Annotated in this window: 21 protein-coding genes and 1 tRNA gene; 15 read left to right on the forward strand and 7 right to left on the reverse strand. The window is 28.5% G+C overall.

What is annotated here, in order from left to right; genetic code table 11:
- Window positions 1-90: 90 nt before the first annotated feature.
- From CW731_RS05280 to CW731_RS05300, 5 genes are read right to left on the reverse strand one after another with little or no spacing between them, the layout of a single operon-like run.
- Window positions 91-1,044 carry a MoxR family ATPase gene (locus CW731_RS05280; protein ID WP_100945746.1) on the reverse strand — a complete coding sequence of 318 codons (954 nt, stop codon included), beginning with the start codon at window positions 1,042-1,044 and terminating at the stop codon, window positions 91-93.
- Window positions 1,044-2,426, reverse strand: a complete 1,383-nt coding sequence (locus CW731_RS05285; protein WP_100945747.1) for a peptidylprolyl isomerase — start codon at window positions 2,424-2,426, stop codon at window positions 1,044-1,046. The genes CW731_RS05280 and CW731_RS05285 overlap by 1 nt, the downstream gene beginning before the upstream one ends.
- Complete coding sequence (locus tag CW731_RS05290; RefSeq protein ID WP_100945748.1) at window positions 2,392-3,237, reverse strand: hypothetical protein; 846 nt, start codon at window positions 3,235-3,237, stop codon at window positions 2,392-2,394. The genes CW731_RS05285 and CW731_RS05290 overlap by 35 nt, the downstream gene beginning before the upstream one ends.
- Window positions 3,237-4,871: a peptidylprolyl isomerase gene (locus tag CW731_RS05295; protein WP_100945749.1), complete on the reverse strand. Its 1,635-nt coding sequence runs from the start codon at window positions 4,869-4,871 to the stop codon at window positions 3,237-3,239. Before CW731_RS05295 ends, CW731_RS05290 begins: the two co-directional genes overlap by 1 nt.
- Window positions 4,872-4,879: 8 nt before the next feature.
- On the reverse strand, window positions 4,880-5,161 hold the full coding sequence (locus CW731_RS05300; protein ID WP_100945750.1) for a DUF493 family protein: 282 nt from the start codon (window positions 5,159-5,161) through the stop codon (window positions 4,880-4,882).
- Between the two features lie 97 nt (window positions 5,162-5,258).
- Between CW731_RS05300 and CW731_RS05305 the strand changes: the two genes are divergently transcribed.
- From CW731_RS05305 to CW731_RS05325, 5 genes are all read left to right on the forward strand, one after another.
- Window positions 5,259-5,798, forward strand: a complete 540-nt coding sequence (locus CW731_RS05305; protein ID WP_100945751.1) for an AAA family ATPase — start codon at window positions 5,259-5,261, stop codon at window positions 5,796-5,798.
- On the forward strand, window positions 5,795-7,690 hold the full coding sequence (locus tag CW731_RS05310; protein WP_100945752.1) for an ATP-dependent DNA helicase RecQ: 1,896 nt from the start codon (window positions 5,795-5,797) through the stop codon (window positions 7,688-7,690). The genes CW731_RS05305 and CW731_RS05310 overlap by 4 nt, the downstream gene beginning before the upstream one ends.
- Window positions 7,691-7,692: 2 nt before the next feature.
- Window positions 7,693-8,637, forward strand: coding sequence for a methionyl-tRNA formyltransferase (fmt, locus tag CW731_RS05315; protein ID WP_198519851.1), 945 nt, complete (start codon window positions 7,693-7,695; stop codon window positions 8,635-8,637).
- 190 nt (window positions 8,638-8,827) lie between these two features.
- Window positions 8,828-9,100 carry an HU family DNA-binding protein gene (locus CW731_RS05320; protein WP_100945754.1) on the forward strand — a complete coding sequence of 91 codons (273 nt, stop codon included), beginning with the start codon at window positions 8,828-8,830 and terminating at the stop codon, window positions 9,098-9,100.
- Window positions 9,101-9,189: 89 nt separating this feature from the next.
- Entirely contained in the window at window positions 9,190-9,747 is a 558-nt protein-coding gene (locus tag CW731_RS05325; protein ID WP_100945755.1) for a YqgE/AlgH family protein, read from the forward strand.
- Here the strand turns inward: CW731_RS05325 and CW731_RS05330 are convergent.
- Both CW731_RS05330 and CW731_RS05335 read right to left on the reverse strand, forming a co-directional pair.
- Window positions 9,744-10,577 (reverse strand): aminotransferase class IV, encoded by an 834-nt coding sequence (locus CW731_RS05330; protein WP_100945756.1) that lies wholly within the window; start codon window positions 10,575-10,577, stop codon window positions 9,744-9,746. The genes CW731_RS05325 and CW731_RS05330 overlap by 4 nt on opposite strands.
- 102 nt (window positions 10,578-10,679) lie before the next feature.
- A complete protein-coding gene (locus CW731_RS05335) occupies window positions 10,680-11,063 on the reverse strand; it encodes an START-like domain-containing protein (RefSeq protein ID WP_100945757.1) in 384 nt (127 codons plus the stop codon).
- Between the two features lie 109 nt (window positions 11,064-11,172).
- On the opposite strand from CW731_RS05335, the gene CW731_RS05340 reads away from it, so the two are divergent.
- The 10 genes from CW731_RS05340 (at window position 11,173) to CW731_RS05390 (ending at window position 20,381) form a co-directional block, all read left to right on the forward strand.
- Window positions 11,173-11,246 (forward strand) — tRNA-Met (locus CW731_RS05340).
- Window positions 11,247-12,181: 935 nt separating this feature from the next.
- Entirely contained in the window at window positions 12,182-13,060 is an 879-nt protein-coding gene (locus CW731_RS05345; protein WP_232734729.1) for a site-specific integrase, read from the forward strand.
- 69 nt (window positions 13,061-13,129) lie between these two features.
- Window positions 13,130-13,624 carry a hypothetical protein gene (locus tag CW731_RS05350; protein WP_100945759.1) on the forward strand — a complete coding sequence of 165 codons (495 nt, stop codon included), beginning with the start codon at window positions 13,130-13,132 and terminating at the stop codon, window positions 13,622-13,624.
- Between the two features lie 180 nt (window positions 13,625-13,804).
- The gene (locus tag CW731_RS05355; RefSeq protein ID WP_100945760.1) at window positions 13,805-14,209 is read left to right on the forward strand and encodes a hypothetical protein; all 405 of its coding nucleotides are present in this window, start codon (window positions 13,805-13,807) and stop codon (window positions 14,207-14,209) included.
- A gap of 745 nt (window positions 14,210-14,954) precedes the next feature.
- On the forward strand, window positions 14,955-15,383 hold the full coding sequence (locus tag CW731_RS05360; protein ID WP_100945761.1) for a hypothetical protein: 429 nt from the start codon (window positions 14,955-14,957) through the stop codon (window positions 15,381-15,383).
- A gap of 814 nt (window positions 15,384-16,197) precedes the next feature.
- On the forward strand, window positions 16,198-16,755 hold the full coding sequence (locus tag CW731_RS05370) for a hypothetical protein (RefSeq protein ID WP_100945763.1): 558 nt from the start codon (window positions 16,198-16,200) through the stop codon (window positions 16,753-16,755).
- Between the two features lie 188 nt (window positions 16,756-16,943).
- Window positions 16,944-17,438, forward strand: coding sequence for a hypothetical protein (locus tag CW731_RS05375; RefSeq protein WP_100945764.1), 495 nt, complete (start codon window positions 16,944-16,946; stop codon window positions 17,436-17,438).
- Between the two features lie 158 nt (window positions 17,439-17,596).
- Window positions 17,597-18,151: a hypothetical protein gene (locus tag CW731_RS05380; protein WP_100945765.1), complete on the forward strand. Its 555-nt coding sequence runs from the start codon at window positions 17,597-17,599 to the stop codon at window positions 18,149-18,151.
- A 162-nt stretch (window positions 18,152-18,313) separates the two neighbouring features.
- Complete coding sequence (locus CW731_RS05385; RefSeq protein WP_157812189.1) at window positions 18,314-18,934, forward strand: DUF2846 domain-containing protein; 621 nt, start codon at window positions 18,314-18,316, stop codon at window positions 18,932-18,934.
- A gap of 895 nt (window positions 18,935-19,829) precedes the next feature.
- Entirely contained in the window at window positions 19,830-20,381 is a 552-nt protein-coding gene (locus tag CW731_RS05390; RefSeq protein ID WP_068452251.1) for a hypothetical protein, read from the forward strand.
- Window positions 20,382-20,427 lie beyond the last annotated feature (46 nt).

Consider the following 20,427-nt stretch of genomic DNA (forward strand, 5'->3'; position numbering starts at 1 on the left):
TAGCATGTAAAAAAAGCATACTGTATCGAGAATTAATTATAATTTTAAATAAGATTTTACGCTATAATTGATTGTTGAAAAGAGTACTACCTATAACAGCGAATTAATAATATCTGCAACAGAAATACCTTCTGCCTCTGCTTTGTAGTTTTTTACAATTCTATGAGATAAAATAGGAATTGCTATTGCTTTTACATCTTCTATATCTGGCGAATATTTACCATTTACAGCTGCATGTGCTTTTGCTCCTAAAATTAAATTTTGTGAAGCTCTTGGTCCTGCTCCCCAATCTAAATAACTTTTCACCATTTCTGTTGCTTGTTCAGATTTTGGTCTTGTTTTGCCAACCAAACCTACAGCATATTCAATAACATTATCTGCAACCGGTATTTTTCTAATTAATTGTTGAATTTCAACAATTTCTTGACCAGAAAAAACAGCATTCACGTTTTGATTTATAATAGAAGTTGTACTTTTTACAACTTGAACTTCTTCTTCAAAAGTTGGGTACTCTAAATTAATAGAAAACATAAACCTATCTAATTGAGCTTCTGGCAAAGGATAGGTTCCTTCTTGCTCAATTGGGTTTTGGGTTGCTAATACGAAAAAAGGTAAAGCTAGCTTATAATGGTTTCCAGAAACAGTAACAGAACGCTCTTGCATTGCCTCTAATAAAGCAGCTTGCGTTTTTGGAGGTGTTCTATTTATTTCATCTGCTAAGATAATATTAGAAAAAATAGGCCCTTTTATAAACTTAAACTGTCTATTTTCGTCTAAAATCTCGCTTCCTAAAATATCTGATGGCATTAAGTCTGGTGTAAACTGAATTCTTTTAAAATTCAATCCTAAAGCATCAGAAACTGTGTTTACTAATAGTGTTTTTGCTAAACCAGGAACTCCTATTAGTAATGAATGTCCTCCACAAAAAACAGAAAGTAATGTAAAGTTTACCGCCTCTTTTTGGCCAATAATTACTTTCCCTATTTCAGATTTTAGAATTTCAAATTTGCTTACTAAATTATTTACCGCTTTAACGTCTGACATTATTTACTTGTTGCTTTTTTCCAGTTTTTATCAAAAGAACACTTTTTATAATCTTCTCCTAATTTAATATAGGTATCTTTAATTTTATCGTTAGACCACTTTTCTATAATTTCTTCTTTTTTCTTGTTTAAAGCAAGTGCTTGAACTTTTACATAATCTTCTACTAAGTCTGCAGTATGCGTATCTGTTCTTTCCTTCATTAAAATGAATTTATACATTTTCTCTCCACCTCTAGCTTCATCATAAAAAACATCTGTATAAGTACCTTGTTTTAAATCATTAACTCTGGCATACATTGCAGGGTCCATTCTTGTTAAATCGAATTTAGTTTCTCCAGAATATGGGTTAATAATAACTCCGCCGTTATTTTTAGAACCTTTATCTGCAGAATATTTTTTTACAGCTTCTTCAAAAGTAAGTTTTCCTTCTTCTATATCTCTTTTAATTTCTTCTACTTTTAATTGTGTCTCTTTTAATCTAGCTTCAGGAATTTCTGGTTGCAATAAAATATGAGAAACGGTTCTAGTATTTCCTTTAATTTCATGTAATTGAATAATATGATACCCAAAAAGAGTTTTAAAAGGTTTAGATATTTCATTTTTCTCTAAAGAAAAAGAAACTTCTTTAAACTCCTTAATAAGACCAGATTCTTTAGTTACTTCCATTTTCCCTCCGTTTTGAGTAACACCCGGATCTTTAGAATTTATAATGGCTTTCATTCTAAAACTTGCGCCATCTATAATTTCTTTTCTAATTTCAGTTAATTCTGCAATAACCTTATTATTTTCTTCTAACGTTGGTTCTGCATTCATAACAATTTGAGCCAACTCTATTTCTGCAGTAAATTCTGGTAATTCACCTTTATCTTTTAAGCCGTTAAAATACAAACGAACCTCTTCTGGTGTAACATCTACCTTTTCAGTTATTTTTAACTGTTCTTTTTCTACTAAGATATTTTCTTTTTGTACGTTATATAATTCGCCTTTTAAATCGTCTAAGTCATTAAAGCCATAAGCAGCAATTACTTTTTCTATAGAACCATATTCTTGTGTGAAAAATTGAATACTTTTATCAACTCTACTATTAACCTCTTTATCTGTAACGGTTACACTATCAATAACTGCATGATGAGAAAGTAATTTTTGCTTCATTAATTCTTCTAACATTTCACAATCTGAAATGGTAATTTTCCCCTCACTTCTTTGCTCTACTTCTTGCTTAAACTTAGCAATATCAGAATCTAAAACGATATTTTTCCCTATGACTACTGCTACTCCATCAATTTTAACTTTCTGAGCATTTAGTTGTAATGTTGTTGCTGAGAAAATTACAGCAATTAAAAGGAATTTAGTATATTTTGAAATTATTGTTTTTTGTGGCATCTTTTACTATTATTTTTTCAATCTCTCTTATTAATTCGATTTTACGCTTGTGCAAAATCATTTCTTTTATGGTTGGTTTAATGTAGCTTAACGGTGCTATTTCGTTTCTATTCAAAACGTCTTTTATAGCCACCAAATATAAACCTAATGAATCTTGTTTTTGAATGAATTTTGATTTTTTTAACAGATTTTCTTTAGAAAAAGGCAGTTTTAACAAAATCTTGTCTAATTCTATCCAAACAGAGTCATTTAACTGATATATTTTGAAACTCAACTGCTGCCTTTCCAATTCTTCGGCATCACCAATTGCATCAGATTTAAACAGCTTTATAATTTCTTTTTCATCGTTTATAGTATGATTAAAGTATAGATATTTAGATTTTACTAAAACTTCATTCAATTTAAAGTTTTCATTATTTGCTACATAATATTGTTCAATTTCATCATCTGAAATTAAAGTATCTAATTGCTGCTTTATCAATTCTTCTTTGTAATTATTTATAAGAAGGCTTTCTCTATAATCTTGTACAAGCTTATTAATATTTTCTAAAGATTCTGCTGTATTATTATTTGCTGCAGCTTTCAATAATAATTTTTTCACTGCCCAATCTTGTATAAAACTTTTTACTAAAATTAAACTATCTTCTTTAGCTATATTTCTAGGCAGAATATCTTTTAAATCTTTTTTAAATAGTTTATCTGTATTAACAATTGCTACAATTTCTGATGTATGTTCTTCTTTCTCTTGTACCAAAAGATAGTCGCAAGAAGTAAAGAGAAAAACACAAAAAAAGACAGTTATAAACCTCATTATTTTTTATCGTAAAATTTAATTAAATTCTTTAATTGTCTTTTGTTTACTTTAATTTTATTTTTATTTCTTAAATCTGCAATCCAATTTTTTTCTAAAAAATTTTGATAATCATTTATCACCTTACCTTTTATATTTTTCAATTCATTAGAATTATATGCTCCTTTGTTATTTAAAAAATATGTTTTCAACCCCAAGGTGTCTTTAGAAGATTTATTCCATATTTTTTGTTGCATCAATTCAAACAACAGTAAACCATCTTCATATTCATTTAAAGTATAAGCATATTCTGGCTCTGTGTATATTAAGTTTTCTTTATAATAACTTAGAATTTCTTGGCTTTTAAACATATCAAACAAAACGTAAACAGGTATATGTCTTCTATTTCTTATATATTTAACAAACGTTTCTTGCGTTATATTCTTGTTATTAATACTTATAATTATATTTTGAAGAGAATCTTTAGCTATTGCTCTAATATTTTTTCTATTTAAAATCTCTTTAGCTTCTTCATTTTCTACAATTGAATATTTAGCTGTTAATTTATTTACAACCGCAGTTTCAGACATTTGCATTCTAGAACTACTTTTAATTTTAGCAGTAAGCTCTTTTTTCATTTCTGCAAAAGGCTTTATAGCATGTGTTTTTAAAAGTTTTACAATATGCCAACCAAAACGTGTTCTAAATGGTTTAGAAAAATCCCCTTCATTTTTCAAAGAAAAAGCAGCATCTTCAAATGGTTTTACCATTCTTCCTGTGCCAAACTTATTTAATTTTCCTCCGTTAGCTTTAGAACCTTTATCATCTGAATATTCATTTGCTAATTTTTCAAAAGCTTCTTTTTGCTGAAGCTTTGCATATACTTCATCAATTCTAGTCTTACCAACTTTAGTGGTATCTGTAATTAATATATGCGCCGTCTCTAACTCTCCTTTAGAGACTCTAAAATCATCAACTTTAAGAATATGATACCCAAACTGACTTCTAAATGGCATAGAAACTGCACCTACTTTGGTTGTATATGCTGCATCTTCAAAAGAAGGAACCATTTTAAAAGCATTAAAATACCCTAGATTACCATTGTTTCCTTTTCTCCCCGTTTTAGAATCATCTTGTGCAGATTTATCTTCTGACGTTTCTGCTGCTACCTTTTCAAAATCTTCTCCTTTTATAATTCTATTTCTAATCTCTAAAATTTTATTAAAAGAAGCTAAAGTATCTTTTGGCGTGGCATCTTTAGTTGTTCTAATTAAAATATGTTTTGCTTTAACTTCATTTTTTGTTCTAAAATAAACATCTTTTACTAATGCTGTTATAAAAGTAGTGTCTTGCAAGTAAGGTGCAGAAAGTTGATTTTTATAAGATGCTATTTCTCTTATATAAGATGGCAGTGTATCTAGTTTTAATTGATAAGCTTCTTTAACTTTTAATTTATAGTTGATATAAAGCTCTAGATTCTTGGCAACGTCTTTTGCTTCTTCACTATCTATTACGTCTAAATTTTTTTCGTAAACACGCTTAAAATCTGCTACTGTTGTTTTTTCTTTATTTATTGTAACTAAAGTTTTTCCTTCTTGAGAAAAACCATTTAAACTAAAGAATAAAGTACAAATGAATAAAACTCTTTTTTTCATAAACTAAACTATAATGAGATGATTCCTTTTATTTTTTCTGCTTTTTTATAATATGCTATTACTTCATCTGAAGTTTTTAGTTTCAAAATTATTGAAACACTTACAAATTTACCTGTTTTAGATTTCTTTGTATTAATGACTGCACCTGTGTTATCAAAAATATTTTCTACCTCTGTAACTTGGTTTTCTGTAGTTGGTACAATAAATTTATACAAGTATTCTGCAGGAAACTCTGTGGTAGCATCTAACTGAACTTTTAATTTGCCGTAAAAATCGTCTTTATTACTCATAACAATTGTTAAAATTTTTCTAAACTATTTGCAAATAGTAAGACACAAAACTACATTAAAAATTAGTTTTATAAAGGGAATGATTTATTTTTGTAAAATGCAGCAAAAAATTGTTCTTATTGGAGGACCCGGAACTGGGAAAACAACAATCATAAACGAACTTGTAAAAAGAAACTTTTATTGTATGCCAGAAGTTTCTAGAGAGGTTATTTTAAAAGCGAAAAAACAAGGAATTGAGCAACTTTTCTTAACTGAACCTTTATTATTCAGCAAAATGCTTTTAGAAGGTAGAGAAGAACAGTACAACAACGCCTTAAGCTTAAAAGAAAAAATTGTTTTTTTTGATAGGGGAATACCAGATGTGCATGCCTACATGAATTATTTTAAAACAGAATACCCGACTTATTTTGTAGAAAAAAGTAATGCTTACAAATACACCAAAATTTTTCATTTCTCTCCTTGGGAAGAAATTCATACTACAGACAATGAACGTTATGAATCTTTTGAAGAGTCTATAAAAATTGATGCTTTTCTTATTGAAGCATATTCCGAGTTAGGTTATAAATTAATTTCGGTTCCTTTTGGTTCTATTGAAGAACGCACTAATTTTATTCTTAATTCGCTTTCTAGCGAATGATTAGTTCGCCAGAAAAAATAATAGAACAATATTGGGGCTTTACTTCTTTTAGAGCGCCTCAAAAGGAAATTATTACTTGCGTTTTAGAAAATAGAGATACAATTGCTTTATTGCCAACTGGAGGTGGAAAATCTATTTGTTTTCAAGTTCCTGCATTAGTAAAAGAAGGTGTTTGCATTGTAATTTCGCCATTAATTGCTTTGATGCAAGATCAAGTAGAAAACCTTAAAAAAAGAGATATTAAGGCAGTTACAATTCCGTCTGGCAGCAGTCAAGATGAAATTGTAACCCTTTTTGATAAAATTAAATTCGGACGCGTTAAGTTCTTATATCTCTCTCCAGAAAGGTTACAATCTACTTTAATTCAACAAAAACTAAAGGAATTAAATGTAAATTTAGTTGCAATTGATGAAGCCCATTGTATCTCTGAATGGGGACATGATTTTAGACCTTCCTACAGAAATATTAACGTTTTAAAAGAAATCTTACCCCAAGTAAATTTTATAGCTTTAACGGCTACAGCAAACAAAAAAGTGCTGGCAGATATTTCTAACAACTTACAGCTTACCAATCATAAAACATTTAAAAAGTCTTTTTACAGAGAAAACTTAGCATACCAAGTTTTTAAAATTGAAGACAAGTTAGATCGATTGCTTCAAATTTTCACAAAAACCAAAGTACCAGCAATTATTTATGTAAATTCAAGAAAGAAAACAGAAGAAATTGCCAACTTTTTAAAAGCGAATCAGTTTAAAAGCACTTTTTATCATGCGGGTTTAACAATCATAGAAAAACAAACTGCTTTTAACGATTGGATGACTGAAAAGACCCCAATTATTGTTGCTACCAATGCCTTTGGTATGGGAATTGACAAACCCAACGTTGGTTTGGTAATTCATTATAACTTACCAACAAGCATCGAAAATTATGTGCAAGAAACTGGAAGAGCCGGCAGAAATGAAAAAAAATCGTTCGGAGTTTTACTTTACAATGAGCACGATATTTATTTACACAAACAACAAACAGAGAATTCGATACCATCAATTTTAGAGGTTAAAGAAGTTCATAAAAAACTATACCAACATTTTAGAATTGCAAACGGAGAACTTCTTGAAGAAACCTTCTCTTTTAATTTCTTTGAATTTTGTAAAAAATATAGTTTTCAAGTTTTAAAAACGGACGTAATTCTTAAATTATTAGTTAATTACGGTATTATAGAATTAAATAATAGCTTCAACAAAAAATCGACTTTAAAAATAATAGGAACGCATTATTCTATTTTAAATTTCTCTAGAAATGACGCTTATTTCAAGAATTTTATAAATGTACTTTTAAGAACATACGGTGGTCTTTTTGAAGATGAAATAAAAATAAATGAATTTTTTCTAGCTAAAAAAGCAAGTATCACTTCCACACAAGTTATTAAAAATTTAGAAATATTAGAAGCTCAAAATTTAGTGGAATACAACCAATCTAACAGCAATATCTCACTAAACTTCTTATTGCCTAGAGAAGACGATAAAACAATTAACCGATTTTCTAAAGAAATAAAACAATTCTTATTTTTAAAGAAAGAGAAAGCCGCTAATTTTATAAACTTTATAACTAATAATAAAGTTTGTAGAAGTGCACAGTTACTTGCTTATTTTGATGAAAAAGCAAAAACAACCTGTGGTATTTGCGATGTTTGTATTGGTAACAAAAAAAGGAATACTAAAAACCTTTCTTTAGAAATAGTTGTACTTTTAAGAGAAAAAGAACAACTATCTTCTAAAGAAATTAGCCGTCTTTTAAATACGTTTGAAAAAGACATTTTAATACATTTGCAGGCTTTGTTGTCGGAAGATAAAGTAACAATTAATAATCAGAATAAATTTCAACTAAAAATATAATTATGAGAGATTTGCGCATCGTTTTTATGGGAACTCCAGATTTTGCAGTAGCCATTTTAAAACGTTTAGTAGAAAATAACTATACAATTGCTGGTGTAATTACTGCACCAGACAAACCTGCAGGAAGAGGAAGAAAACTAAACGAGTCTGCAGTAAAAAAATATGCAAAATCTCAAGACCTTACCGTTCTTCAACCAACCAATTTAAAGAATGACGGTTTTTTACAAGAATTAAAAGCATTAAATGCCAATTTACAAATTGTAGTCGCCTTTAGAATGTTGCCAAAAGTAGTTTGGCAAATGCCCCAATTTGGTACGTTTAACTTACACGCATCTTTATTACCCGAATACAGAGGAGCCGCCCCCATACATTGGGCTATAATTAATGGAGAAACAAAAACAGGTGTTACTAGTTTCTTTATTGATGATAAAATTGATACTGGTGAAATTATTCTACAAGAAGAAATTGCTGTTCTTTCTGACGAAACCGTAGGTACTTTACATGACAAATTAATGCACTTAGGTGCTGAATTGGTTTCTAAAACGATAGACTATATAAGTGAAGGTGAAATTAAAACTACAAAACAGCCAGATTTAGAAGAAAAATCTGCGCCCAAACTGAATTCTGAAAATACGAGAATTGATTGGGCTGATTCTTTAGAAAACATCTATAATAAGATTCGTGGATTAAATCCTTTTCCTGCAGCTTGGACAATGATTAATAATAATGACGAAGAAGTTTCTGCTAAGATATATGCCATTAAAAAAGAAAGAGAAGACCATAATTTTTCTTTTGGAAAAATAATTGCGACCAAAAAAGAGTTGAAAGTCGCTGTCTCTAAAGGATACATTATAATAGACGAAATTAAACTTTCTGGTAAGAAGAAAATGGATGCAAAAAGTTTGCTAAATGGCTATTCTTTTTCGTCAGATGCAAAAATGATCTAAACCCTTTATTAATGCGGTTTGTAGGGTTTTTTGATTTTCAATGCTTGGTTTATTAACAATTAGCACACTTTTATTAACAAAAAGGTGCTTTTTTGCTTCTCAAATTTGCGTAAACCCACAATCCGTCTATATTTGTTAAGCTATTAAGCAAAAAGTACAATTATTAAATAATTTTTAAAATCAATTTATTATGAACAAATCAGATTTAATCGATGCAATGGCTGCTGACGCAGGAATTTCTAAAGTAGCGGCTAAAGCGGCTTTAGAGTCTTTTACAGATAACGTAACTTCTTCTTTAAAAAAAGGTGATAAGGTTGCATTAGTTGGTTTCGGAACTTTCTCTGTATCTAACAGAGCTGCAAGAACTGGTAGAAATCCTCAAACAGGAAAAGCTATTGAAATTGCTGCTAAAAATGTAGCTAAATTTAAAGCTGGAGCTGGATTAAGCGATGCTGTAAACTAAAAATTACAGTTTCAAATAAAATAAAAACTCTCTTTTTAGGGAGTTTTTTTTTTATTTGAAAATTTTCTTATATTTAATTCAAAAAATGAATGTTTAAACTCCCCCCTAAGAAAGGTAGATTATTAGTTGCAGAACCGTCTATTTTAAATGATAACTCATTTAATAGAGCAATCGTTTTGTTAACAGAACACACAGATAATAATTCGGTAGGCTTTATTTTAAATAAACCTTTAGAATATAGTATTAACGACCTATTGCCAGATATAGATTGTTCTTTTAATATTTATCAAGGTGGTCCAGTAGAACAAGATAATTTATACTTTGTTCATAGAATACCCCAACTCTTAGACGACAGTGTGGAAGTTGCAAATGGCGTTTTTTGGGGAGGAAACTTTAAACAACTTAAAAACCTATTAAATGAAGGACTCTTAGCAGCCTCTGATATTCGATTTTTCTTAGGATATTCTGGCTGGGACAAAAATCAACTCACACAAGAACTAAAAGAGAACTCCTGGTTTGTTGCAGAAAATGATTTTGATAATATTTTTTCTAATGATGAAGAAAGCTTATGGAAAAACAAATTACTTCAAAAAGGAGGAAATTATAAAATTTGGTCAAATGCACCAAATGATTTTAATCTAAATTAAATACCTGCTATCTGTAAAACTTTTAAGTTAGCGTGTAACTTATTTGCTAGTTCTGTGGTAAAAGACTTCTTTTTATATTTAGTAACTGCCTGAATACCAACAATTGCATTTGTAATAAAAACTTCATCTGCTTTCTGTATTTCAAAAGGAGAAATAGTTGTTTCCTCAATTGTAAAGTCTTTATTTTTAGTTAGAATTTCGATCACCTTACTTCTAACAATTCCTTTAATACAGCCTTCTGTTAAGGCTGGTGTTTTAACTACATTATCTTTAACAATAAATATATTTCCATTGGTAACCTCTACCACACCTTTACGCTCATTTACTAAAACACAATTATTTAAGTCATTCTCATTCGCATAAATACTTGCCAATGTATTAATCATTCTATTGTTTGTTTTTATAGTTGATAACAAGCCAGAATAATTATAAAAATCTTTAAAAACATCTATCTCATAGGTTGTTTTCGTTTGATAGTTTAATGCTGTAGCTTCAATAAAATAATCAATTTCATTTGTTTTTGGTGTGTATAAACCTCCATCTTTTCTAAAAACATTTAAACGAACTCTAAAAGTAGAAACATCCTCTAAAACAGCAACAGTTTTTAAAACTTCCTTTTCTAAAAATTCTAATGTAAACTCCATAGGAATTTTCATACGTAACATTCTCATAGAAGCCATTAATCTAAAATAATGATCTTCCCAAAAAATTACTTTTTTATTTACTACTTTAATCGTTTCGAAGATTCCGTCACCGTATTTAAACCCTCTATTATCTGTAGTTAATTGTACGTTTTCTTTAAATAATAATTCACCGTTAAAATTAATCATTGCTTTATTTTTAAGAATTGTAAAAATAATATAATTCAATAGATTTTAAACATAAAAAAACCAGCAATTCTGCTGGTTTTAAATATTTTTAATAAATTGGTATTAAGCACCAATTGTATGTTTTAGTTCTACTATTTGATTCTCCCAAAGTTGTTTAGACTCTTCTACTTCATCTTCATCATCTGCAAAATCGGTAACAATTAAAGAAACATCTTTGGTTAATGCATCTACTTGAATCTTAATTTCGAAATAACTCTCATCATCTTCGCTCTCTAACCACTTCCAACGCATTCTTTCACCGGCCTTTTTAGTAATTAATTCAGCCAATTCTTCTGTATCTTCCCAAACAAAACTAAATATTTTACCTCTAGAATTTACTTTGTCTGCAAACCATTCTTGCAAGTTTGATGGTGAAGATATATACTGATACAGCATGTTTGGAGATGCGTGAATAGATATTTCTAGTTCGAATTTTACTTTTTCCATTGATTCTTTTGTTAAGGGAACAATATAGGTATTAATTCTATTTAAAAAAAATTTAAAACACTTGTTGCTAATCTATAAAAAGTGATTATATTTGCAGCCGCTAACAGATGGCGAGGTAGCTCAGTTGGTTAGAGCGCAGGATTCATAACCCTGAGGTCACGGGTTCAAATCCCGTTCTCGCTACAAATTAACATTTTACAAATCAACGGTTTAGAATTACTTCTAAACCGTTTTTTTATGCAAAAAAAGTATAAACACTTTAAAAATCGTACTTTTTTAAGTATCTTTTAATAAATAAAAAATCGTCAATAAGATACTATACTAGCGGTATCGAGACTAAAAATGTTTTTTTTTAACAGAAAAAAAGCAAACACACTTTCTGTAAAACATAAAAAAATGACTAAAATATTTAAGCTCCTAGGAGAGAATATTTTTTTTGATCAAAAAAAATCCCTATTTTAAAATAATATTGACTGATATAGATTCAGTTTTCAAATGTTTTTAAACAACAAACTTTAAAAAATTATAAAAAGTTTACGATGAGATGATGCTATTAAGGTTTATGATTGCCTCTCTTTAATTACATATACAATTATTTCTTCTTTTACTTAATACTTACGGATATCATCTACGTGCACTCCTAGTAAACTTGATACCATATAATTAGAACTCATTTTGATTTCATCTTACAGAGTTACTACGTTTATGGCGAATAAGTGTTGCTGCCCCCTATATTCTAATGCATTAGAAAATAATCTTTCACTTAATATTATATAAAATCTACAAAATTATCAATTACTAATTTTATTTTAACTAAATTTAAATGCTATTTAGAAAGAATGAAAAAATTACCAACTATATTTTTAGAACAAAAAAATCACAAAAAGGCTCCTCAACTTCTTGTCAAGTTTAATTATAATAATTCTTTGATAAATTTGTTGAGAAAAATCCCTGGGACTAATTGGAGTAGCTCTTTAAAATCCTGGTACATAGCTAACTCTAAAGAAAATTTAGATTTAGTTTTAAATACTTTTAAAAGCATCACAATTATTGATTCGAGTAAGTTGCCTAAAAAAGAGCCATTCAAACGAAATTTAACTGAGAGTCAAAAAAAACTTTTGAATAATTTCTACTTGTACTTAAAAGGGAAAAGATATAGTCAGAGCACCATACAGACTTACACTTTCTTTGTTGCAGATTTCGTTAATTTTCATACAAAAACTTCTTTAGAAGAGTTAAAAAACAGAGATGTTGAACTTTTTATTGAAAGAGTCTTTATAGAACGAGATTATTCTATTAGTTCTCAAAGACAATTTATAAGTGCTTTAAAGATATTTATAATTTTTTATCCTCACACAAAAATTAATGACTTGGTATTAGAAAGACCAAAAAAATCTAGAAAACTTCCTAATGTTTTATCTCAAGAAGAGGTGTTAGAAATCATTAGATGTACACAAAACTTAAAACACAGAGCTATTTTAGCGTTAATTTATTCTTGTGGATTAAGAATAAGTGAGTTAATAAATTTAGAGTTGATAGATTTTCATATTGAAAGAAAACAGTTAATTGTAAAAAACGGAAAGGGAAGAAAAGACAGGTACGTGAGTTTAGCAGATAGTTTTTTACCTTTATTATCAAACTATTACCATTCTTACAAACCAAAAAAATACTTTGTTGAAGGTAGAAATGGCGGAAAATATAGTACAGAAAGTGTAAGACAATTTTTAAGAAAAAGTTGTGCCAATGCTCAAATAAAAAAAACAGTTACACCACACACGTTAAGACATAGCTACGCTACTCATTTATTAGAAAACGGAGTAGATATAAGATATATACAATCACTTTTAGGACATGCAAAGCCAGAAACTACAATGATTTATACACATGTAAAGCGTAAAGATTTAATGCAAATTCAAAACCCCTTGGACGTTGCGCTACAGAAGCTAAATAAAATAGATAAAGACAATGAAAATGTTTTATTATCCCGAAATATTTAACCAAAAATCAATATATTTGATTTTATATAACCCGTTGGGCAACATTACCAATCACACTCAAAAAAAGGAATGAAAGAAAATGAAATAATTAAATACCTTGATATAGTTTTTAAAGACATTACTAATTTTGAATCGGTTTCTGTAAATAACCCTATTATGAAGGTTCTGAAACACGAAACAGAAGAAGAGCGAGATAAATTCTTCTTAGTCGTAGAGAGTGTTGAATTATTTGCAAAAAACAAAGATTTGATAAAAAAGGACGGAGATGGGGATTTTTTTAAATTAACAGATAGAGGGAGGAAACTTAAAGAGTCAAACTCATCATATAAATCATTTTGTTTTAAGGAGAAAATAAGGTCTGCCGATTTTAAAAAATTAGCAATATTAATAGCTATCATTGGAATTATTTTAAGAATTGTTTGGAGGTGTGAGGACAGTCAGAAAGTTCAGCTTCCAAATAATAAACACGGGATTTTAAACGACTCTTTGTCTGAAAAGCCATATAATAAAAATCAAAATACAAGTAAGTCATTATTAGATACATTAGAAACCAAAAAGGAATAATTTTAAATATATTTATGGTGGATTTAAACGTTGCCCAACACCGTGTATAAAAAATTACTGCTTTTTGCCTCACTCCTTGTTCCATTTTTTTCTGTTTTTTTTATTAATTAATCGGAAATTATACGCTTATTTATTCGTAAATTTCCATACACAAATACGTTAGGCACAATAGACCTAAAAATGAAAACAAAATTAAACTTTTTACTTTTAAGCGTATTCTTCGTTCTGAATTCTTGTTGCCTTGGCGCAGATGAGGAATATTTAGGAAATAACATTTATTTGTCTTCATATGATAATTACGATAAACGAATATTATATCAAGAATATAGTTGTGCAACAACAGGAACTGAAATAGTTCCTATGACAGTTTTGAAAATGTCTTATAACTCTGAATGGATTATTGCTAAATCTGGAAACAAAAGGGAGAAAACGGATTTTAAATATTGGGTAATTAAAAACGATTATGAAAGTTTGCCTAATTCTGAAACTATACTAAAAAACCGAATTGAATTCAGTGACTTGAAAAAGTTTGAACTCTATTTAGCAGAAAATAAAATTAGTTTGGAATTGAAAAAAAATGACTGAAAATAAAAAACTGTGCCTAACACCGTATATAATTTATTGCTAATTCTAGCCTACTTACGAAAGTCCTCGCGGACTTTCTTAGTCGGTAATTATTTACTAAATTAGGTGCTAGAAACACGCAACAAACCATATACAAACACGTTGGCAAAAACTGGTTGAAAGTCGCCAGAAAAACATAAGTTATTTAAATAAAGGTTTTGCTTAAAATTTGTGATTCAAAATTCTTTAATCTTATTACGTCGAAAAAATAAAAACTTAGAATATTGAAAACTCTCTCGCTCGTTAAAATTTGTAAAAGGGGAAAGTATTAGAATTTTAATAACAAGAATTTACTCAAACGCTGAAAAACCAAAATTGCGGAATTTAGTAAAATACTGGAATTCTTACTCAAGTTCTGAATTTAGCAAGTTTGCGGAATTGAACAAATTGTGGAATTTTTACTCTTGTGAAAAATTGGAGTAAAATCCCAAAGTAAAAAATTAAACACTTTTAAAAGAAAAGTTTAGAACTGTATCTTATAAAAAAGGAAAATAATTTAAGAAGAAATAGAAAATTATAGAAAAAATTAAGCGGAAATTAAAACACGCATTTGCCAACACCGTTTATAAAAAATTGCTAAATTAGTGCTTAACTAAAAGTTCGTTGCGTTTTTGTGTACTTCTGATTTTCCGTTGGAAAATCCTCGCACACAAAACCGCAACTTTCCATAAACAAACTCGTTGGCAGTAATTAAAGAACATAAACTATGATAAAACAAATTTCGAGATTTTTTCAATCTATTTTAATATTAATCGGACTTCAATCTTGCGGAGAAATAACTACAACGAAGAACTTTCAAAACGGACAAAAAAATTTAGTTGTATTCTCTGATTATGGAAGTAAAACCGATACAATAATTGAGAATGTTAATGAACATCAGATTAAAACTGCTATGAATAAAATTGACTGGAAAAATTACCATATGGTTTACATCGAAAAAAACATTGGAGAAATGATTGGTGTATTAGGCTTGACAGAAGATGACGGAATAACACCTGCTGGATTGACTTCGACTTGGGACGAAAATGGAAAAATGTTAGTGATGAAAAATGAACCGAAAACTATTGAGGAATTGACAAATATTTTGATTTCTTATCTGAATGACGATACGGAATTGAAAAGCAAATATGAATAAAAACTACTGCCAACACAGTATAAAAATAATTGCTATTTTAGGCTTAAACAAAGGTAGTTGCACTTTTGTTACGTCTGATTTTCCTGCGGAAAATCCTCGCACACAAAACCGCAACTATTCTTATACATAAACGTTGGCACAAATAAACCAATCACTCTGAAAATGAAAATATGATTGACTTTGAGAAAATACCTAAAAAATTAAAATACCATTTAATAAATTTAGTATTAATCCCTTTTTGGATTATTTCTATATATTTATTTGGGAATGAATTATACATAGCGAATGATTTTTTAATTATTAGTTGCTTATGTTTTTGTTTAACACTCTGTTCTTATATTGTTTCAAGTTTTTTAATTAGTCTATGGAATTTTAATCCTGAAGTTAAAAAAAAGGAATTAATAATATTTTCTATATTTTTTCAAACAATGTTTTTATCAGCTTTGATTTTTTTAGGCTACGTATTTAACTTAATTTGTAAATTAAAGTTTGAATTTTACTCTTTTATTATTACTTATTTTGTATCAATATCCTTACTACTTTTTATTGGTAAGTTTGGAAAAATAAATTGGGAAAGAAAAAAGTCATAAATGAAATAATACAGATACACATAATCAAGTAAAGTATTAAAATATAGAACAAATTATTAAACACGAATGAAATTACTTGTGCCAACACCGTGCATAATTTAATGCTTACTTTTTTCCACTTTGGAAAAGTCTCGTTTACTTCTACTTTTGTTTTTTTTTCTATCCATTTTTTTCTTAATTTTCGCATCAAACCATGCACAAATACGTTACCCACAATTTGAAAAATGACGTACAGAATAACAAAATTTGACCCTAAAAAAAGAAATGAAGAAGGTCATTTTCTAGATAATTCCGAATGGACATCGATTAGCGATATAGGAAAACCTGAATATAGAAATGTGAGTTATGAAGAATATGATAAAATAGAAACGGCATATGTCGAATCTATTATACTTATTCTTGACGAAAAAAAAATAAAAAGTATACAAATTGACTCATTAGAATTACACGATACATTAGCTGATTTTGAAGAATATAAAAAAGAAAGTCGTCTAAAGAATATTGATGTTGATTTTAATACTGAAATTTCCACTTTGGAAAACGGAAATATTCTGAATTTAACACAGGTTCAAAAAATGACTCGTTTGGTTTTAAGAGAAACTATTTGGATGAACTTACTCGAATCTGAATTTAAAATAATTTTCGGATATGACTATTATATGTATGTTGAGTGTTCAGAATTAAAAAATTCGACTATAAATCGAATTGAGAAAATGGGACTTTTTGTCGAGCCAAATATGGGACAAAAGATAATTATAATAAGTGATGAAAAAGGAAAATAAAAACTGTGGGTAACACCGTATATAATTTATTGCTAGTGCTAGCCTATTTACGAAAATCCTTAGGGGATTTTCTATTCGGTTTTTATTTACTAAATTAGTTGCTCGAAATACGCAACAAATAATATACAAAAACGTTGGCATTAATATAAGCGACGACCTCGAGTTACACCACCTTTAATAAATGATTTATGATAATTGGGGAAAAGTTTCACAAGCTTTGCGAAAAACTTGAAATTGGAAAATGGGAATTTAATTTCCTTAAAAGAGAATTTATTTTGTCGTTTGAAGAAGTTCATAAACTTGATGATTTAAAAATTGTTTTTAATGGTGAAAACGGAGCTTTTGTTTTAGGAAATTCTCACGATTATGGTGGAATACATTTAATACAATTAGATGTAGAAAGAAAAATTGTAAAATATGCTGGAGAAATGGAAGGTTTTGAATATTTATCTTCACCTATAAAATCTGAATTACAGAAAAAAGAATTTTTAGAAATAAACAAACTAACTCCTGAAATAGACGATTTAAAGGAATTAATTATCCCGAAAAATTGCAATCTAATTGACACACGAAATATTGAAGTTCCTGTTATTTTAGTTTCTATATATGAACAATTCATATTTAATAAAAAATCATCGATTAAAAACATTGAGAAAATTATTGAAATTGAAAAAAAATACTAATGCCAACACCGTACAAAATTAATTGCTTTATTTCTGGCTCACTTACGAAAGTACTCACGTACTTTCTTTGTCTGTTATTATTTAGTAAATTAACTGCTTAACCGCCGCAAAAAATCTTGTACAAACACGTTAGCAGTTATTTAAAAACCGAACACGAAATGAACTTTCAACTAAATGGAAAAACAGGAATTTGGTTAAATAAACTTAACGAAAAAACTGTTGAAAAAATATATCAAGTAGATTTTAACAACGATAGACATAATGACGAATATTTACCTTGGATATTTTTAATAACTTTCTGTGAATTTGACCTATATCTGGAAATTGAAGGCAACTTTGATGGAAGTCATTTAAAAATAAACTTACGAGAAACTTCATTACTTGAAAATAAACTGAAAGAACACAATTTACCTAATGAACCCGATTTGTGGCAAGTTTACACAACTAAAAAAGAAGAGAAACTTGGGAGCATTTTAGGACAAAGAATTGATTTTATTGAATTCGGAGTTGATAAGGATGAATATGAAATTAACGGAATTAAAAGCAAAGGAGAAAAAGAATATTTTAATTTTATTCGCTTTAATTGTGAAAAACTGAATTTAACAATTTTCGAAGGCTCATCAACTGGACTTGGAGTTTCTACCGACAAAAATGTGAAATTAAATTTTGAGGAAACATTTGAAATATATAATACGAAAAAAAACAACTGCTAACACCGTATATAATTTATTGCTGGCTTATTGCCTACTTACGAAAGTCCTCGCGGACTTTCTTGGTTGGTAATTATTTACTAAATTAGTTGCTTGAAACATGCAACAAACCATATACAACAACGTTACAAAACATTAAAAACCAATATTATGAAAACCAATACTATGAAGAAAAACTTAATTATTCTATTTTTAACTTTTACATCAATTTTGACTTATGCGCAAAATAATCAATCCGATTTTTTAATTAAGAAAGGAAATGATACTGTTTTTTGTAAAATAATTGAGTTAAAAGGAAAAAAAGTTAAGTTTATTGAAAGTGGTGAAAACAAAAGTAAAAAGAAAAATATTTTCAAATTCTCTAATGTTAATATTTCTGACTTATCAGTTGTTAAAAATCCATTGAATTTGAAAGTTGAAAAACCTGAAAAAGGATTCGCACATATTTACCTTTATAGACCATATGTATATACTGGATCAGCATTAGCCTGTAAAGTTGAATATAATGGAGAAAAATTCATTAATATTAAAACCTATAGTTATTACTTACATAAGGTTAAAGCAGGAGAAGTTCATAAGTATAATTGGAAAAACAGCAAAAAGGATATTTTAGAAATTGATGCTAAAGATGGGGAGACCTACTTCATAAGAGGTTCATTTGGAGCAAGTTTTGAGCCTTGGAATACTATCTCAAGTGTTAGTAACGGAATGAATATTTTTCTTGACAATCCAAATACAGCAAAGTATGCAATTTTAACAATGAAAAAAGAAAGCCCAAAATATTAAATTATGAATTTAAAAAAGATAATTACCTGTATAATATTACTGACAACATTTGCATTTACTTCCTGCACTGAAGAAGATGAAGGTTGTACTGAAACTGTTTGCCCAGACGGATTTAATAACTGCTTTGAAAAACCTTGTGATTAAGGAATAAAACGTTTTGTAACACCGTATAAAATTAATTGCTAGTTTTAGCCAATTTACGAAAGTCCTCTCGGACTTTCTATCTGTGATTTATTTGCTAACTTTAGTGCTTAAAACACGCAACTAATCTTATACAACAACGTTGCAAGTAATGGCGGAATTTCAGCCAGAAATTCCTAATTAGTGATTTATCTTTTCTAGAAATTAATATTGAATAATATTGCGCTGGAAAAATTAAAAATGACTGATACTCTATTTTTAGAAAATGAATCCAAAAAAAGAGAAAAGCAGAGTTGAACGCTGAAAAATGAAGCGTGAATAAATAAGCGGAAATTAATTAAGGCGGAATTTTAAGCTCAAACGGGAAAAAAGACAGAATTGAACGCTGAAAATGAATCGTGAATAAATAGACGGAAATTAATTAAGGCGGAAATTTAAGCTCAAACACGAAAAAGAATGAAAAATAAAATTGAACTCTAAAAATGAATCATGAATAAATTAGTGCGGAATTTTAAGCTGAAATATGAAAAGAGAGAGAAATGAAATAGAAAGTTAAGAAATGGAAAATATAGTTAGAAAATCACTACTTGCAACACCGTATATAATTTATTGCTGGTGATTACAAACTTACGAAAATCCTTGGCGGATTTCCTATTCCGTTTTTATTTACTAAATTAGGTGCTCGAAATACGCAACAAATCATATACAAAATCGTTGGGCGTAAGCTAAAAATCAGAACGTTAAAACTTGACAAATGAGTAAAACAAGAATATTTACAACTCGAAAGTTAGAAAAAATAACGAAAGAATTTATATCTGAAAATGAGGAATTTAATAATGAATATTTAGGAGATTGGACTTCTACTCTATTTTATGTAAGTCATAAAAAATGTTGGTTATTAATCAATAAAATGACAAAATACCTTTTAATCTTACCGAATATAAAGAAAACTGACTTAAAAAATATATCTTCTATTTTTAAAGAGAATTTATTTGCTCAACTAACTTTTGACGGAATTGAAACAAGATATGAATTGGTGGAGAAAATAATCGGAGAAATTAAATTGCAGGAAACAAATAATGACAGAAGTACTAATGGTTCTTTAAATAACTGTTTGCTTTTTCTTGAGGATTGGAAATATGAATTTGGAGATTATGAAAATATGAACTTTAGAGATTTGAATGGCAGACTAAATAGTTCACCGAACAAAATGTTGAATTGGAAATATCCAAAAGAAAAAATGAATGAAATGATAAATAATTACGAAAAAAAATCATTTTTAGAAAAAAACAGAATTGTACTTTAAAACAGGAAAGAATTGAAAGATTTAGAACAACAAAATAGAATTTGAA

Source organism: Polaribacter sp. ALD11, assembly GCF_002831685.1.
Classification (GTDB): domain Bacteria; phylum Bacteroidota; class Bacteroidia; order Flavobacteriales; family Flavobacteriaceae; genus Polaribacter.